The organism is Clostridium perfringens ATCC 13124 (assembly GCF_000013285.1).
Taxonomy (GTDB): Bacteria; Bacillota; Clostridia; order Clostridiales; family Clostridiaceae; genus Sarcina; species Sarcina perfringens.
On the sequence record NC_008261.1, the window covers coordinates 622324 to 641327 of the forward strand.

The window sequence follows — 19004 nt, forward strand, 5'->3', positions numbered from 1 at the left end:
AATAAATTTTAAAATATTGTAAATAAAGAAAGATTTTTGTTTACAAAAAGCATAAAATTTAATTTAGTAAAAAAAATAGTTTTGAGAAAAAATTTGATTTAAAAGGTGTTTTAATATAAGTAATTACTTATATTATATATAAAGAAACAATTGTTTACTAATGGAATTTAGAGGCATAAAATTTTAGTGAGGTGATATAAAATGAATACATTAAATGATATTTTATCAAAAGAAATTGAAGAATTTAGAGAAAAAGGACATAAGTTTTTAAATAAAGAAATGACTGTTGGTGAATTTAAAAAGGCATCAGGAGGCATGGGAGTTTATGCGCACCGTGGAGGAAAAGAATTCATGGTGAGATTAAGAGTTCCATCAGGAGTTGCTGGATTAAGTTTATTAGAAGAAGCATATAACTGGGCTAAGAAATATAACTTAGAAAAAATACATTTAACAACTCGTGAAGCAATACAATTACATGGAATATCAATAGATGCTGTATGCGACATAATGCAAGAAGGGTTAACTAAAGGAATATACACTAGAGGCGGTGGTGGAAACTTCCCAAGAAACGTAGCCTTAAATCCTTTATCAGGAGTTCAAATAGGAGAAACTTTTGATGTAACTCCTTATGCACTAGCATCTAATGCACATTATATGAGTAAAATATATACTTATAATTTACCAAGAAAAATTAAAACTGCATTTTCAAATACAGAGGAGGATTCAGCTCATTGCACAGTTACAGACTTAGGATTTTTAGCTGTGGACAATAACGGTAAGAGAGCCTTTAAACTTTACATAGGTGGAGGATTAGGAAGAAATCCAAGAACATCTGTTGAATTTGATGAGTTAATAGATGAAAAGGACGTATTATATTGTCTTGAAGCTATGACTAATTTATTTGTAGCTGAAGGAGATTATAAAAATCACGGAAAAGCTCGTATAAGATATATTGTTGAGAGAATGGGCGAAGAAGAGTTTAAAAATTGCTTTAGAAAACACTTAGAAGAAGTGAAAGCTAAAGGTGGATTAGACCTTAAGGTTGAAGATATAAAATATAGTAAAAAAGGTGAAAAAACTAATATAAAACATGAAAGATTAATACCTCAAAAACAAGAAGGATTATATACTGTTTTATTCCACCCAGTTGGAGGACAATTAAGCTTAGATGTATTAAAAGAATTAATAGAAAAAATAGAGAAAATAGAAGAAGTAGAAGTAAGATTAGGTATGGATGAAAATCTATATGTTAGAAATTTAAATGGAAAAGAAGCAGAGGCTATCTTAGACTTTACTCAAGGTAAAGGAGGAGAGACTTTAGCTGAAAGAAGTGTTTCTTGTATAGGTACACCAATATGTCAAATGGGAGTATTAGAAAGCCAAAAAACTTTAAGAGAGTTTGTAGAATTATTAAAAGAAAATTCAATTAAGGAAGGAACATTACCAAGAGTTCGTTTCTCAGGATGTCCAAATTCTTGTGGTATGCATGAAATAGGAGATATAGGATTCGCTGGTAAAAAGAAAAAAGTTTGTGATGCTTTATCAAATGTATTTGAATTACATTTTGGTGGAAAATTAGGAATAGGCGAAACTCGTTTAGGAGATTACTATGGAGATATACTTCAAGACAAGGTTCCAGAATTCTTAATTAAGGTTGCAAAGGCTGTAGAAGCTAAAAATTCAACTTTTGAAGAGTGGATTAAGGATAATAGTGAAGAATTTAAAGCTATAGTTGAAGAATATAATGTATAGTTGTTAACAAAATATTTACAAAATCCAAAAAAACTTAATAAATAGGTTTTTTTGGATTTTTTGATTTTTACTAAAAATTCCTTTCAAGGGGCATATTTAAATACTTTTTTAGCTTGTTTTATTAAATATTAGGTTTAGTAATACTAAGTATTTTACTTAGTTTTTGTTACCGAAATATTAACGATGCCCTTTGAAGCTAGCTTGAGATAAGGGTTAGAAAGAATTTGCTATAGAAAAAAATAAAATGGTGATATATAATAAATTCAAAATTTATATTTATGCGGTTAAATAAGTTGTTTAAAGAAAGGATTGATGTTAGGGTTGAAAGAAAAGATATGCCTTTATGGTTTTAATAATCTTACTAAGACACTAAGTTTTAATATTTATGATATTTGTTATGCGAAAACAGAGAGAGAAAAGGAAGACTATATAAAATATATAGACGAGCAGTATAATTCTGAACGTCTTACAAAGATTCTTTGTGATGTTACAGAAATGATAGGAGCTCATGTCCTAAATATTTCAAAACAAGATTATGAACCTCAGGGAGCTAGTGTAAATGTTCTTATAACAGAGGAGGCATTACCAGTAGCACTAATTGACCCATCATGTAATAAAGGAGAACTTTCATATTTGGAGCTTAGAGATAGTGTAGTTGGACATTTAGATAAAAGTCATCTTACAGTTCACACTTATCCAGAATTTCATCCAAATAACGATATAATTTCTTTTAGAGTTGATATAGATGTATCTACTTGTGGAAAAATATCTCCATTAAATGCTCTAGATTACTTAATCGGAAGTTTTGATTCAGATGTAATAACTATTGATTATAGAGTTAGAGGATTTACTAGAGATGTTGATGGTAGAAAATGCTACATAGACCATGATATAAAATCTATTCAAGATTATATAGATGGAGAGACCCTAAAAAAATACGATGCTATGGATGTTAATGTTTATCAATCTAACATATTCCATACAAAGATGATGCTTAAGGATATAGTTTTAAATAACTATTTATTTAATTCTGATCCATATGAATTATCTCCAAATGATAGAAGAGAAATAAGAGATAGAATATCAAAAGAGATGATTGAAATATACGGTGGTGTAAATATTTATTAAGAAAAGGAGGGATTTCTGTGAAAAGACTTTCTCAAGAAAATGCTCCTATTTATGAAGCATTAAAATGGTACAAGAATCAAAGAATTGTTCCTTTTGATGTACCAGGTCATAAACAAGGAAGAGGAAATACAGAATTAAGAGAATTTTTAGGTGAAGATTGTGTTTCAGTAGATGTAAATTCAATGAAACCCTTAGATAATCTTTGTCATCCAACTTCTGTAATAAAGGATGCAGAAGAATTAGCAGCTGAGGCCTTTGGTGCTGATAAGGCATTTTTCATGGTTAATGGAACTACATCAGCTGTACAAGCCATGATAATGAGTGTTTGCAAAGATGGAGATAAGATTATAATGCCTAGGAATGTGCATAGATCTGCAATAAATTCTTTAATAATAACAGGGGTAACTCCTGTGTATATAAATCCAGGAATTCATGGTAGACTTGGAATTTCTCTAGGAATGGCAATGGAAGATATAAAAAAAGCCATTAAGGAAAATCCAGATGCTAAGGCTATTTTTGTTAATAACCCAACATACTATGGAATTTGCTCTAATTTAAGAGAAATAGTTAAGTTAGCTCATGAAAATAATATGTATGTCTTAGTTGATGAAGCTCATGGAACTCATTTTTATTTTGATAAAAGACTTCCAGTATCAGCTATGGAGGCAGGGGCAGATATGGCAGCAGTTAGCATACATAAAACAGGAGGCTCATTAACTCAGAGTTCTATGTTACTTATGAAGTGTAATAGAATTAAGCCAGATTATGTGAGAACAATAATAAACTTAACACAAACAACTAGTGGTTCTTATTTACTTTTATCTTCTTTAGATATTGCTAGAAGAAATTTAGCTTTAAATGGAGAAAAAATATTTGAAGAGGTTGTTGGAATAGCTGAATATGCAAGAGAAGAAATAAATAAGATAGGTGGTTATTACGCTTTCTCAAAAGAAATAAATAATGGTGATGATATTTATGATTTTGATGTAACTAAACTTACTATAAACACTTTAGAAACTGGACTTGCTGGAATAGAAGTTTATGACATATTAAGAGATGATTATGGAATTCAAATAGAGCTTGGAGATGTGGCTAATATTCTTGCCATAATATCAGTTGGAGATACTAGATATAACATTGAGAGATTAGTTTCAGCTTTAAGTGAGATTAAGAGAATTCATGAAAAAGATAAAAAAGATATTTTTGACCACGAATATATAGATCCTATAGTTAAGGTTAAGCCAAAAGAGGCTTTTTATGCTGATAAGAAGAAGGTTCTTTTAAGAGAAAGTGAAGGATTAATTTCTGGAGAATTTGTAATGTGTTATCCACCAGGAATTCCAATACTTGCCCCAGGAGAGCTTATAACTAAGGAGACTATAGACTATATTGAGTATTCTAAGAAAAAGGGAAGTTTAGTTACAGGCCCTGAAGATATGGAAATTGAATATATAAATGTTTTAGATTGTTAGGAGGAATTTAAATTATGGAATTATGGTACACAGAAGAACATACAGACAAGGTACGTTTTTCAATCAAAGTAGATGAACAACTTTATAGTGGAAAGAGCGATTTCCAAAGAATAGATGTTTTTAAATCTCAAGAGTTTGGAACTTTCTTCACATTAGATGGACTTATGATGGTAACAGAAAAGGATGAATTTATTTATCATGACATGATAGTTCATGTTCCAATGGCTACAAATCCTAATATAAAAAATGTACTAGTTATAGGAGCTGGAGATGGTGGAACTGTAAGAGAACTTACAAGATATGAAACTATAGAAAAAATAGACATGGTTGAAATTGATAAGTTAGTTGTTGATGTTTGTAGAGAATATTTACCTCAAACAGCTAATAAATTAGATGATCCTAGAGTAAGTTTATTCTTTGAAGATGGATTAAAATTTGTACGCTCAGTTGAAAATAAATATGACTTAATAATAGTTGATTCAACAGATCCATTTGGACCTGGAGAAGGTTTATTCACAAGAGAATTTTATGGAAATTGCTTTAAGGCCTTAAAAGAAGATGGAATACTTGTAAATCAACATGAAAGCCCATACTATGAAGAGTATGCAAGGGGAATGAAGAGAGCTCATAAGAGAATAAAAGAATGTTTCCCAGTATGTAGAGTTTATCAAGCTCATATACCAACTTATCCATCAGGACATTGGCTATTTGGTTTTGCATCAAAAAAATATGATCCACTAAATGCTGATATAGAAAAGTGGAATGATTTAGGATTAAAAACTAAATATTATAACACTGAGTTGCATAAAGGATGTTTTGCATTACCTAATTATGTTAAGGAGATGCTAGAGAATGTTGATGAATAGAAATGTAAGCACTTTTATAGGGTGTGAAGCTGAATATGATGAATCAAGCATAGTTGTATTTGGAGCTCCTTTTGATTCAACAACTTCTTTTAGACCAGGTACTAGGTTTGCAAGCCAAGTGATGAGAGGAGAATCTTGGGGATTAGAAAGCTATAGTCCATATCAAGATTTAGATCTTTATGATTTTAATATTTTCGATGGAGGAGAAATAGAGCTTCCTTTCGGAAATTCAGAGGGAGCATTAGCTTTAATAGAGGATTTTTCAACTAAGGTTGTTGAAGATGGGAAAATACCAGCTATGATAGGTGGAGAGCATTTAGTAACTTTAGGGGCATTTAAAGGAGTATTTAAAAAATATCCTGATGTTCATGTAATTCACTTTGATGCTCATGCAGATTTAAGAGAAGATTATTTAGGTCAAAAACTATCTCATGCTACTGTTATACATAGAGTTTGGGATTTAGTAGGAGATAATAAAATATTCCAATTTGGAATACGTTCTGGTGAAAAAGAAGAATTTTTATGGGCAAAGGATCACGTTTATACAAATAAGTTTAATTGTGATACTTTAGATTATGCCTTAGAAATGGTTAAAGATAAACCTGTTTATGTAACAATAGACTTAGATGTTTTAGACCCATCTGTATTCCCAGGTACAGGAACACCAGAACCAGGTGGAATTCAGTTTAATGAGCTTCTAAATTCAATATTAAAACTTAGAGGGTTAAATATTGTGGGATTTGATATTAATGAATTATCACCACAGTATGACCAAACAGGAGCATCAACGGCTGTGGCTTGTAAAGTTTTAAGAGAGATGTTATTAGTAGCAAATAACAAATAAAATGATTTTAAGCTAGATTAGCCTTAGATAAATTTAGGATATGTATTAAAAAACTAGTTAAAATTAAAACTAGTTCTTAATCAATTTAGTTAAGGGTATATTTAGAGATTTTTAAAGTTAATTGCAATTTATGCAAAATATACTTTAAGTTAAATTTAATTTAGAATTCTTAGATATTTAAATATAAGAAAATAGAACTGTATCAAAAGCTAATAAAAAATTTCTTAAATTAATGAGAGAGTATTTAGTAACTCTTTCAAAAATAGTTTTAGAATTTTTTAAAGGTTAATTTGATACAGTTCTTTTTGTGTATTTATCTAATAAAGTAAAGAATTAAAAGTGCTTGAATTGCTATTATTAAAGGAATACCTATAGTAAATTTTGCATGTTTTGTTTTATGACGAAAAACATGCATTCCCCATAATGCTCCAATTCCTCCTCCTATTATAGAAACGCCTATTAAGGTATCTTCACTTATTCTCCATTGATGTTTTTTAGCTTTTTGTTTATCTATATACATTAGAATTATTGCCACTAAATTTATTACAATCAAATAACCTACAAAAAGTTCTTTCAATAATTACCCCTCCTAATTTATTTCATTAGTATTTATTATATGGTTCTTAACTTAATTATAACTTATTTCTAGGGAAAGTTATTATTAATTAGTAGATAAATATAAAATTTGGGTAGTATAAATTGTATTTCATACAATTTTAGTAATATTAAAGCTTATTTAAACGTATACATAATATAAGGTCATTTTATTTTAAGGGGGAGAGCTAATGAAAAGTAAAAAAATTATAGCTACGCTTGTTGCAAGTTTAGTTATTTCTAATATGGGAGGATATTTAGTAAAAGCTAATCCTAATGTAAATCATAAGGCAGTTATTATAGAAGATAGACAAGCTATTATTGAAACTGCTATTCCACAATCAGAAATGACAGCTAGTGCAACTTCAGAAGAGGGCCAAGATCCAGCTTCAAGTGCTATTGATGGAAATACAAATACTATGTGGCATACAAAATGGAATGGGAGTGATGCGCTTCCACAGAGTTTATCAGTAAACTTAGGAAGTTCTAGAAAAGTTAGTTCTATAGCTATTACACCAAGAACAAGTGGAAACAATGGATTTATAACTAAGTATGAAATTCATGCTATTAATAATGGAGTGGAAGCTTTAGTTGCAGAGGGAACCTGGGAAGAAAATAATTTAGTTAAAACTGTAACTTTTGATTCTCCTATTGATGCAGAAGAGATAAAAATAACTGCAATTCAAGGTGTTGGTGGATTTGCTTCAATAGCAGAGTTAAATGTTTATGAAATCAAAGGCGAAGTAGATGAAATTGCTAACTATGGAAACTTAAAAATAACTAAGGAGGAAGAAAGGGTAAATATAACAGGTGATTTAGAAAAATTCTCCTCACTAGAAGAAGGAACTATAGTCACTAGATTTAATATGAATGATACCTCAATTCAAAGTTTAATTGGTTTAAGTGATGGAAATAAAGCAAATAACTATTTTTCACTTTATGTAAGTGGAGGAAAAGTAGGATATGAGCTTAGAAGACAAGAAGGAAATGGAGATTTTAATGTACATCACAGTGCAGATGTTACTTTCAATAGAGGAATAAATACTTTAGCTTTAAAAATAGAAAAGGGAATAGGAGCTAAGATATTTTTAAATGGTTCTCTGGTTAAAACGGTATCAGATCCAAATATTAAATTTTTAAATGCAATAAATCTTAATAGTGGATTTATTGGTAAAACTGATAGAGCAAATGGGTATAATGAGTATTTATTTAGAGGAAATATAGATTTTATGAATATTTATGATAAACCAGTAAGTGATAATTATTTGTTAAGAAAAACAGGAGAAACTAAAGCACCATTAGAAGATAGTTTATTGCCAGATGATGTTTATAAAACACAACCAGTAGAATTATTCTATCCTGGATATTTAGAATCAAGAGGATATAGAATTCCTGCTTTAGAAACAACTAAAAAAGGAACGGTTTTAGCTTCTATAGATGTTAGAAATAACGGAGATCATGATGCTCCTAATAATAACATAGATGTAGGTATAAGAAGAAAAGAAGTAAATGGAGAATGGGAAGAAGGAAAAGTAATATTAGATTATCCAGGTAAATCAGCAGCTATAGATACTTCTCTTATGTCAGCTACCATAGAAGAGAATGGAATTGAAAAAGAGAGAATATTTCTTATAGTAACTCATTTCCCAGAAGGTTATGGATTCCCTAATACAGAGGGTGGAAGTGGATATAGAGAAATTGATGGAAAATATTATTTTATATTAAAAGATGCTCAAAATAATGAATATACAGTTAGAGAAGATGGAATTGTTTATAATTCAGAAGGAAATCAAACTGATTATGTAATGAAAAATGATAAAACCCTTATTCAAAATGGAGAAGAAGTTGGAAATGCCTTACTAAGCAATTCTCCACTTAAGGCAGTTGGAACTGCTCATATTGAAATGATTTATAGTGATGATGATGGTAAGACATGGAGTGAACCAGAGGATTTAAATCCAGGGCTTAAGAAAGAATGGATGAAATTCTTTGGAACTGCACCAGGAAAGGGAATTCAAATAAAAAATGGAGAGCATAAAGATAGATTAATATTCCCAATATACTATACTAATCAAAATAATTTCCAATCAAGTGCTGTAATTTATAGTGATGACTTTGGTGAAACTTGGAAGTTGGGAGAATCTCCAATAGATACAGCTTCTGTAAGCTCTGAAACAGTTTCTTCAGGAACACAGTTGACAGAGTGCCAAGTAGTTGAAATGCCAAATGGACAACTAAAATTATTTATGAGAAATACTGGTTCATATACAAGAATTGCAACTAGTTTTGATGGAGGAGCAACATGGCATGATGAAGTTCCAGAAGATACTTCTTTAAGAGAGCCTTATTGTCAATTAAGTGTTATAAATTATAGTGGAAAAATAAATGGTAAAGATGCAATTATATTCTCAAACCCAGACGCAAGTAGTAGAGTAAATGGAAGTGTTAAGGTTGGCTTAATAAATGAGAATGGAACTTATGACAATGGAGAACCAAGATATGAATTTGATTGGATTTATAATAAGACAGTTAAGCCAGGTTCATTTGCTTATTCTTGTTTAACAGAGTTACCAGATGGAAACCTAGGATTATTTTATGAGGGTGAAGGGGCAGGCAGAATGGCATATACTGAATTTGATTTAAATTACCTTAAGTTTAATGCTTCTGAAGATTCACCATCAGCTTCAGTTCAATCAATTGAAGTTTTAGATGAAGATTTAGCTTACAATTCTGGAGAGGAAGTTTCAATAAAAGTAAACTTTAATCAATTAGTTAGTATCATAGGAGATAGAAAGATAACTTTAGATATAGGTGGAGTAGATGTACCACTAAATATGGTTAATTATGAAGGGAAGAGCTCAGCTATATTTAAAGGAACTATACCAGAAGGAATTAATCAAGGAAATTATGAAATAAAGCTTAAAGAAAATAATACTTTAGAACTTAATACTGTTTATAATAAAGTTTCAACTTTCAATGGATTAGATAATACAGGAATTAATGTACAGATTGGTGAATTAAAAACAACTGTTGGAAATTCAACCATAAAGGTTAATGATGAAGTTCAAGTTGGCTCAGCATTTGAAGCTATATTAGGAATTGAAGGATTAAATGGAGATACAGAAGTGTATTCAGCAGAATATTTATTTGAGTATAATGCAGAAGCATTTATATTAAATGAAATTACTTCATTTAATGATTCTTTATTTGTAAAGAGTAAAGAAGTTGAACCAGGAAAAGTTAGAATATTAGTAGCTTCTTTAGGGAATGAAATAGAAAAAGATTCAGATCTAGTAAAAGTTAACTTAACTCCAAAGATTTCTTCTGAATTAGAAGTTTTAGGATTAACAACAGCTTTAGTAGGAGCTGGAGATGGAAATACTCATGACTTAGAACTTTCAAGTAAGGAAGTTAAAATTAATGAAGAAGCTTCAGGAGAGATAGTAGTAAATCCAGTACAAAATTTTGAAATTCCAGAAATAAATAAGAAAAATGTTAAATTAACATGGAATGCTCCAATAACAACTGAGGGGTTAGAGGGATATGTAATATATAAAGATGGAAAGAAATTATCAGAAGTTCCAGCTGAATCTACAGAGTTTGTGGTTTCAAAATTAAATAGACATACTATTTACAATTTTAAAGTGGCAGCTAAATATTCAAATGGAGAACTTTCAGCTAAAGAAAGTAAGACTATAAGAACTGCTAGGTAATGAATAAATTTAAAAATAAATGTAAATAAGTAAAAAATAAGTAATATTATGTAATGTAAACGAATATAAATATTTATGTAGATTATTAAAGTAATCATACATTTTGTATATATAAAAAATTTGAAATGTTTGGGGGAGAAATTTTATGAAGAAAAAATTATTAGGTATGTTATTAGCCGGAACATTAATGGTAGGAGCAGTTGGATCATATGCTTGGTTCTCAGATAAAGCAGAAGTTGATTCAGGAATTAAATTAACAATGGGTACTTTAGATGTTGATGTAAAAGAGATTTCTGATGGATGGAATATTGTTGATGAAACATCAGAAATAATAAATAAAAAATCAACTAAACATTTTAAAAATGTTAGACCAGGAGATAGTTTCCAAAGAGAATTTGTAATAGCTAATTCAGGTACATTAAAGCAAAAAGTATCAGTTAAATTAAATCCAGAGGTAGCTAGAAAAGTTGTTACTACAATTGGTGACCAAGCTGTTCTTTTTGATGATTTATTTAATTTAAAATTTGAATTAGGTGAGCTTGAATTACCAATGAAGATCAATGAAAATGAAACTTTTGAATTTGAGTTAGACTCACTTTATACTGAAGCTGAAGATTCTGATAAAGTTACAAGTGCTGCAGATTTAAAAGTTACTTTAGAAGTAGATAAAGATGCTATGGATAATAGATTTAACCATGATGGAAATAAGTTCGTTGAAATATTTGACTTCTTAAAAGATAAATCAGTTCCATTAGTACTTGTTGAAGCAGAACAAGTTAATAAATAATATTAATTTAAAATAAAAAACAGAGTCCATTAGACTCTGTTTTTTATTTTGTGATTAAGGATTTTAAAGGTTTATAATTTTAATTTAAATATAATATATTTAAATTAAAAGCTTATTTATAGTTTGGTTTGAATTTTTTTAGTCTTAAGGCATTTAATAATACTGATACTGAACTAAAGCTCATGGCAAAGGCACCTATCATTGGATTAAGTAATGGGCCTCCAAATATATGAAGAACTCCCATTGCTACTGGAATACCTAAAGTATTGTATCCAAAGGCCCAGAATAAGTTTTCCTTTATATTTTTCATTGTTTGCCTGCTTAATTGAATAGCACCAACAACATGTAATATATCACCTTTCATTAGAACTATATCAGCAGACTCCATAGCTATATCAGTACCTGAACCTATAGCCATTCCAATGTCAGAAATAGCTAAAGCAGGAGCATCATTTATTCCATCACCAACCATAGCGACTTTTTTGCCTTCATCTTGAATGGTTTTAATTTTTTCAGCCTTTTCTTGAGGAAGAACCTCAGCGATAACTCTATCTACACCTACTTCTTTTGCAATAGCCTTAGCTGTTTTTAAATTATCTCCTGTTAACATTACTACTTCAAGTCCCATTTTTTGTAGGGTTTCTATAGCTTTTTTACTTGTTTCTTTAACAGTATCAGCAACGGCGATTATACCAGCTATTTTTTCATTAATAGCAATAAACATAGGAGTTTTTCCCTTTGAAGCTAGTTCTTCAGAAGTCTCTAATAAATTTTTAAGATTTATATTTTTATCTTTCATAAGTTTATAGTTACCTAATAAAATTGATTTATTTTCAATAGAGCACTTAATTCCCTTACCAGGTATTGCTTCAAAATCTAAAACATTTTTTAGTTTGATATTTTTTTCTTCAGCATCTCTAACAATAGCTTCTCCAAGAGGATGTTCTGAACCTTTTTCTGCTGAGGCTGCTAATAAAAGGAGTTCATCTTTTGAAATATTTTCACAAATAATATCTGTAACCCTAGGTTTTCCTTCAGTTATAGTTCCTGTTTTGTCGAAGACAACAGTATTTAAGTTTTGTGTGCTTTCTAAAGCTTCACCACTTTTAATAAGTATTCCATTTTCAGCTCCCTTACCTGTACCAACCATAATAGCTGTTGGGGTAGCTAAACCTAAAGCGCATGGACAAGCAATTACTAATACAGATATAAAGATTGTAAGTGCAAAAGTTTTACTTTCACCAGAGAAATACCAAGCTAAACTTGCAATTACTGCTAAAGATATTACTATAGGTACAAAATAACCTGAAATAGTATCAGCTAATTTGGCAATTGGAGCTTTTGATCCTTGGGCATCTTCTACTAATTTAACTATTTGAGAGATTACAGTATCCTTACCAACCTTTGTAGCTTCATAAATTATTCTTCCATTTTTATTTATACTAGCTCCAAAGACTGTATCTCCTACTTTTTTTTCAGCAGGAATACTTTCTCCAGTTAGCATACTTTCATCAATTGATGTATATCCTTCTACAACTTTACCGTCTACAGGCAATTTCTCACCTGGCTTAACAAGTACTAAATCAAAAACTTTAACTTCATCAATAGATACAATTTTTTCTTTTCCATCTACAAGTAGAGTGGCTGTTTTAGGGGCTAATCCCATAAGTTTTTTTATTGCATCAGAAGTTTTACCTTTAGTTAAAGTTTCTAAGTATTTACCTAAACTTATTAATGTAAGTATTGTTCCAGCAGATTCAAAATATAACTGCATAGCATAGTTACTATCGTCCATATAAATGTGGTATATTGCAAATAATCCATAAACATATGCAGCACCAGCTCCTATAGCTATTAAGGAATCCATATTAGGACTTCTCATAAATAAATTCTTAAAACCATGTATAAAGAAATCTCTACATATGAATATAACCACAGTTGTAAGAAGTAATTGAATAAGTGCAAAGTTTAAGGGATTATGCATCGGATCTATTATATTAGGTAAATGAAGGCCAACCATATGTCCCATTGATATTATGAATAATGGAATTGTGAATATTGCTGAGCCAATAAGTCTATTTTTCATTCTTTTAGTTTCATTCTCTTTTGCTTTTTCATGTTCATCTTCTTGAGATGCATCTAAAAGTTTATATCCTAATTTTTCTACCTTTGCTTTTATATCATTAGCAGAAACTTTATCTTTATCGAAAGAAATATTAAGAGTAGAATTTGCGAAGTTAACATTAGAACTTTCAACACCATCCATTTTACTTGTTACCTTTTCAATTCTAGCTGCACAGGCTGAACAAGTCATTCCTTCTACCTTAAAGGAAGTAGACTTATTATTTCCTTTTAGTTCAAAGCCTAGTTTCTTTACTTTTTCTTTAATTTCTTTTAAGGAAATTTCATCTTCATCATATTCAACTTGAAGGCTTTCATTAGCAAAGTTAACAGTAGCATTATATATTCCAGATAATTTATTTAAAACTTTCTCAATTCTAGATGCGCAGGAAGCACAACTCATTCCAGAAACTTTGAAAGATTCTTTCTTTAAGTTTCTAACTACTGAGAAACCTAGCTTATTTATTTTTTCTTCTATTTCTTTGAAGGATATTTTATTTTCATCAAACTCTAAATTTAATTTTTCAGTTGCCAAATTAACATTAGCTTTTGATATGCCATCCATTTTACCTAGAACTTTTTCGATTCTAGCAGCACAAGCGGCACAACTCATACCTTTTATTTTAATTGATTTATTTATCATAAAAATTATAGCTGACATATTCCCTTGTTATAAAGAAAGGAATAACAGTTTTCCTCCTTTTAAATTTTTACCTCCCCTAGGGGGTGGTTGTGATTCAAATATACTCTTTGATTTTTCTTTTGTCAATAATAAAGTGATAAGTATTATCAATGAAATTTAAGATTTAGGGTAAGTATTTTTAATAATATAAACTTATTTTGGCTAAAAAATAAAAACTTATTTAAAATTAGATAATTATTAATAAAAAACTAAAAAAATCACAAGATAAGAAAAAGAAGTTAATTTAGAAAAATTAAATGAGGTGAGTATATGAAAAAGTTACTTTATATTACAGTAAACTCAAAGCCAGAGAAGCTTTCATCAAGTAAGACTATTGGAAGAGCTTTCATAAGTAGATTTGTGGAACTAAATCCAGAGTTTGAAATAGAGGAAGTGGACTTATACAAAGACTTTATTCCTAGATTAGAGCATAAGCATTTTTCAGGAAGAAGTTCTGTGGTGGATTGTGAGACTGCTAGTATAGATGCAAAGACAAAGGAAGAAGTAAAAAGAATAATAGAGTTAAGTGAGCAATTTAAAAATGCAGATTTATACGTAATAGCAGCCCCTTTATGGACACTATCTTTTCCAGCACCATTAAAAGAATATATAGATTGTGTTGTCCAAAACAAAATAACAATTAAAGTAACACCAGAAGAGGTTAAGGGCTTGTTAGATGATAAACAAAGAGAAATGGTGTATATACAATCTTCAGGGGGAGAAATTCCTTGGCTTACTAAAGGGATATTTAATAAAGGCTTAAATTATGTTGAAGATATAATGAAATTCTTAGGAATAAAAAAATTCCATCAATTATTAGTGGATGGAACAGGTTTTAGCATAGAAGAAAAATTTAAGGCTGAAGATAAGGCTGTTGAAAAAATAGATAATGTAATAAAAGACATACATTTTAGTAATAAAGGTTAAAATAAAAGTATTTTATTTGGTTAAGAAAATTTTATATGAAAATTAAATTTGGTTATATTTAAAGATTGATTTTTAGGTTCATAAATATTTTTAAGAGAATTTATCAAAATGATTTATTAATAAAACTTACCTGTACATAACATATTAATTGTAAGTTTTATTCATGATCTTTGATAAATTCTTTTACTTTAAATATAAGAAAAAAATATTTTAAATATAAGAAAAAATATTTTTTACACAAGTATTATAAATTAAAAAGAGAACGAATGTTTGTATTTCTTACTTTTATATGTTATACTTAACTCTCAGCTTGTGGGTTTAAATGCTGAAATTAGAATATAGAAATAAATTATTTTTATAATAAAATAAAGTTTAGAGTTTATTCTCAGGTTTAAAAAGGTATAGAAGAGAGATAAAATATTTAAATTACAATAACGGTAAATTGTAATTCACTTCGTAAAGAGGATTTTCACTTCAATAGGTACAAAATTATTTTATACTAATGTTTTAAAATTTCTAAAAACATGATAAATGGTATAAAAACATAACACCTAAAATATTCTTAATAAATCCAGTAAAAAATTTAAAAGTATATTATTAATTCAGGATAGTTTTACATCATAGGACTATTTATTTAAGATTTATAAAAAAGTTACTACGGGAAAAATTAATAATATGTATTTTCATATATTATAGCTAATTAAAGTTGATTTAGAGTGATATTTGATTAGTTTAATTTTTGTTGAAAAAATAGAATATATTCATACTAGTTGTTAACTCAAAAGAGAAACTAGATGATTTTTAATACTTATAATTAAACCTGTGAATTAAAGGAAAAAAATAAAAATTTTGATATATAAATATTAAATTATGTCTATAATTTAAGTGAAAGTTCAATTCTCTATATAGGGAGAATTAATTTAAAATGTAAATTAAAAGGAGGATACAAATTTGTTAATATATAATATTTGTAATGAATTTAGTAAAAGTAAAAAGAATAAAAGAAGAACTAGTACAGATGTAAAGAATATTTTAAATGAGGCAAAAAATAAATAGATTTTATTATGTAGAGCACTGTTTTATATAATGGTGTTTTTTTATTATTTTAAATACTATTTTAAAAGCTTATTAATATAGTAATATAGCCATTAATAGAGACTAACATAGTATTTAGTATTTAATAAATTATATGAAATAAATTTTAGGTTAAACAAATTAAAATTTGAATTTAACTTAAAATCGTGTTACAATGAACTAACAACTTTTTAAAAAATAAAAGTTGTCAGAAGAAAAGGGGGATTTTTATGATAGAAATAAAAAATGTATCTAAACAAATAGGGGACAGAAAGATACTAGATAATATTTCTTTAACTATTGATAAAGGAAGTCTAGTTGTTTTAATAGGTTCTAGTGGATGCGGTAAAACAACTACTTTAAAACTTATAAATAAGTTAATAACACCTACTTCTGGTGAAATATTTATAAATGGGAAATCTTTAGCCAAGGAAAACCCTATTGAATTAAGAAGAAATATTGGATACGTAATTCAGAATAATGGATTATTTCCACATTTAACAATAAAGGAAAATATAGAGCTTATTCCAAGACTAAAGAAAGGCAAAGATGTTGAAAAAATAGAGAAGACAACTTTAGACCTTTTAAATATGGTTGGATTGGATCCTGAAATTTATTTAAATAAGTATCCATCAGAGCTTAGTGGAGGACAGCAACAGAGAGTAGGTTTTGCAAGAGCCTTTGCTACAGATGCTGAGATAATTTTAATGGACGAGCCCTTTAGTGCTTTAGATCCAATAACTCGTACTTCACTTCAGGAAGAGCTTTTTAATATTCAAGAGGAACTTAAAAAGACAATTATTTTTGTTACTCATGATATGGATGAAGCTTTAAAGATAGCAGATAAAATATGCATAATGAATGGAGGAAAAATAGCTCAATATGATACTCCAGAAAATATACTTAGAAATCCAGCAAATGATTTTGTTAGAGATTTTATAGGATCAGATAGGGTTTGGAATAATCCTGACTTCATAAAAGCAAAGGATATAATGATAAAAAATCCTGTATCTGTTAAAGGTGCTAGAACCATATTACAAGGAATCGAAATAATGAGAAGTAATAAGGTTGATAGTTTATTAGTTATTGATAAAGAAAATGTACTTAAAGGTATTGTTACTTTTAAAGATATAAAAATTACAAATGAAAAATCAAGAGCACTTTCAGAAATTATGAGTGAAAATCCACTAAGAGTTAATGAAGATGATAGTTTAGTTGATATTTTAACTGTAATGAATGAGAACTCAGTAGGATTTATACCTGTTGTTAACTCAGAAGAAAAATTGGTAGGGCTTATAACAAGAAGTAGTTTACTTTCAATATTAAGCGACCAATTTTTAGACATGGAGGTGAATATATTTGAATAGTTTATTACAATATGTAATTTCACAGAAAACTCAAATATTAGATTTATTAGTTCAACATATATATTTAACAATTACGGCTATAGGAATAGCTATATTAATAGGAGTTCCTTTAGGAATTCTTGTTTCAAGGGTTAAGTTTTTAAGAAAGCCTATAATAGGATTTGTAAACTTAGTACAAGCTGTGCCTTCTATGGCCTTACTAGGATTGCTTATTCCCATATTAGGAATAGGAAGTACACCTGCAATCTTTATGGTTGTAGTATATTCATTGCTTCCAATAGTTAAAAATACTTACACAGGAATCTCTGGCATAGACCCAGTAGTATTAGAATCTGCTAAGGGAATTGGACTTACTAAGAACCAAAGTTTATTTAAGATACAATTACCATTAGCATTGCCAATAATAATGTCTGGTATAAGAATATCAGCAGTTACAGCCGTAGGGCTTATGACTTTAGCAGCCTTTATTGGTGCCGGTGGACTTGGATACTTAGTATTCTCAGGAGTTCAAACGGTAAATAATAATATGATTTTAGCAGGAGCTATACCAGCTTGTATTTTAGCCTTAATAGTTGACTTTATTTTCGGAAAAATAGAGGTAGCTGTTACACCAAAGGGATTAAGTAATGATAACAAAAAGAAAAATACTTTTGTTCTTAAAATAATAAGTGTAATAATGATAATAGCTATTTTATTTATGGGAATTTCATCATTTATATCAAGTAAAAAAGATAAAGTGGTTATTGGATCAAAAAACTTTACTGAGCAACTTATTTTAGGAAATATGTATGCAGATTTAGTTCAGGATAAAACAGATTTACAAGTTGAAAAAAAGCTAAATCTAGGAGGAACATCAGTTGCCTTTGGAGCACTTGAAAAAGGTGATGTTGACATGTATGTTGATTATACTGGAACATTACTTGTTAATGTTATGAAAGAAAATAATATTGATAATAGTGTAGATTATTATAATAGCATAAAAGAAAATATGAACAAGGAACATGGGTTAACAGTAATGGAACCCCTAGGTTTTAATAATACTTATAATATAGCTATATCAAAAGAATTAGCTGATAAGTATAAGATAAATACAATATCAGATTTATCAAAGTACAGTAATGACTTTGTATTATCTCCAACTATTGAGTTCCAAAATAGACAAGATGGTTTAGTTGGATTAAAGAATTACTATGGCATGGATTTCAAAAATGTTAAATCTTTAGATGGAAGTCTTAGATACTCAGCATTATCAAATGGGGAATCACAGGCTATAGATGCTTTCTCAACAGATGGACTTCTTAAAAAGTTTGATTTAAAAACTTTAGAAGATGATAAGAAATTCTTTGTAAATTATAGTGCAGTACCTATAGTTAACAATAAGACTTTAGAAAAATATCCACAATTAAAGGATGTTTTAAACTCTTTAAGTGGTAAGATCAATGAAGAAAAAATGATTGACTTAAACTATGAAGTAGATGTATTAGGTAAATCACCAGAAGAGGTTGCTAAAGCTTTCTTAATTAGAGAAGGTTTAATAGAACAATAGTGAGTATTTATTATATGTTAAATAAAAATTATAAGAAGCATATTAGGATCTATATAAGTCTTAATATGCTTTTTTTATTGCTTAATTTATAATTATTATAGTTTTTAGTGAGAGTATGTTTAAAGAAAATT

At 28.8% G+C, this 19004-nt stretch carries 12 protein-coding genes; 10 read left to right on the forward strand and 2 right to left on the reverse strand.

Features of this window, described 5'->3' with window-relative positions:
- Nucleotides 1-201 precede the first annotated feature (201 nt).
- The 5 genes from CPF_RS02630 (at nucleotide 202) to speB (ending at nucleotide 6062) form a co-directional block, all read left to right on the forward strand.
- Nucleotides 202-1752 (forward strand): nitrite/sulfite reductase, encoded by a 1551-nt coding sequence (locus CPF_RS02630; protein WP_011590240.1) that lies wholly within the window; start codon nucleotides 202-204, stop codon nucleotides 1750-1752.
- 312 nt (nucleotides 1753-2064) lie between these two features.
- Nucleotides 2065-2880, forward strand: a complete 816-nt coding sequence (gene speD, locus CPF_RS02635; RefSeq protein WP_011009885.1) for an adenosylmethionine decarboxylase — start codon at nucleotides 2065-2067, stop codon at nucleotides 2878-2880.
- A gap of 17 nt (nucleotides 2881-2897) precedes the next feature.
- Nucleotides 2898-4352: an aminotransferase class I/II-fold pyridoxal phosphate-dependent enzyme gene (locus CPF_RS02640; RefSeq protein ID WP_003461164.1), complete on the forward strand. Its 1455-nt coding sequence runs from the start codon at nucleotides 2898-2900 to the stop codon at nucleotides 4350-4352.
- Between the two features lie 14 nt (nucleotides 4353-4366).
- Complete coding sequence (gene speE / locus CPF_RS02645) at nucleotides 4367-5218, forward strand: polyamine aminopropyltransferase (RefSeq protein ID WP_003455287.1); 852 nt, start codon at nucleotides 4367-4369, stop codon at nucleotides 5216-5218.
- On the forward strand, nucleotides 5205-6062 hold the full coding sequence (gene speB / locus CPF_RS02650) for an agmatinase (protein ID WP_003455394.1): 858 nt from the start codon (nucleotides 5205-5207) through the stop codon (nucleotides 6060-6062). The genes speE and speB overlap by 14 nt, the downstream gene beginning before the upstream one ends.
- A gap of 313 nt (nucleotides 6063-6375) precedes the next feature.
- Here the strand turns inward: speB and CPF_RS02655 are convergent, their stop codons facing one another.
- Nucleotides 6376-6639, reverse strand: a complete 264-nt coding sequence (locus tag CPF_RS02655; RefSeq protein WP_003450079.1) for a DUF1294 domain-containing protein — start codon at nucleotides 6637-6639, stop codon at nucleotides 6376-6378.
- A gap of 208 nt (nucleotides 6640-6847) precedes the next feature.
- Here CPF_RS02655 and nanJ point away from each other — a divergent pair, with 208 nt between their 5' ends.
- Together nanJ and CPF_RS02665 are read left to right on the forward strand one after the other, a co-directional pair.
- Entirely contained in the window at nucleotides 6848-10369 is a 3522-nt protein-coding gene (gene nanJ, locus CPF_RS02660) for an exo-alpha-sialidase NanJ (protein WP_011590241.1), read from the forward strand.
- Between the two features lie 145 nt (nucleotides 10370-10514).
- Nucleotides 10515-11156 carry a TasA family protein gene (locus CPF_RS02665; RefSeq protein ID WP_011009887.1) on the forward strand — a complete coding sequence of 214 codons (642 nt, stop codon included), beginning with the start codon at nucleotides 10515-10517 and terminating at the stop codon, nucleotides 11154-11156.
- Between the two features lie 112 nt (nucleotides 11157-11268).
- On the opposite strand, the gene CPF_RS02670 is transcribed toward CPF_RS02665, so the two are convergent.
- On the reverse strand, nucleotides 11269-13920 hold the full coding sequence (locus tag CPF_RS02670) for a heavy metal translocating P-type ATPase (protein WP_332831006.1): 2652 nt from the start codon (nucleotides 13918-13920) through the stop codon (nucleotides 11269-11271).
- Between the two features lie 309 nt (nucleotides 13921-14229).
- Between CPF_RS02670 and CPF_RS02675 the strand changes: the two genes are divergently transcribed.
- The 3 genes from CPF_RS02675 to CPF_RS02685 all read left to right on the forward strand — a co-directional run bounded on the left by CPF_RS02675 (nucleotide 14230) and on the right by CPF_RS02685 (nucleotide 18873).
- On the forward strand, nucleotides 14230-14886 hold the full coding sequence (locus tag CPF_RS02675) for an FMN-dependent NADH-azoreductase (RefSeq protein ID WP_003455358.1): 657 nt from the start codon (nucleotides 14230-14232) through the stop codon (nucleotides 14884-14886).
- A 1304-nt stretch (nucleotides 14887-16190) separates the two neighbouring features.
- On the forward strand, nucleotides 16191-17327 hold the full coding sequence (locus CPF_RS02680) for a betaine/proline/choline family ABC transporter ATP-binding protein (RefSeq protein ID WP_003461046.1): 1137 nt from the start codon (nucleotides 16191-16193) through the stop codon (nucleotides 17325-17327).
- Nucleotides 17320-18873, forward strand: a complete 1554-nt coding sequence (locus CPF_RS02685; protein ID WP_011590244.1) for a glycine betaine ABC transporter substrate-binding protein — start codon at nucleotides 17320-17322, stop codon at nucleotides 18871-18873. The genes CPF_RS02680 and CPF_RS02685 overlap by 8 nt, the downstream gene beginning before the upstream one ends.
- Nucleotides 18874-19004 lie beyond the last annotated feature (131 nt).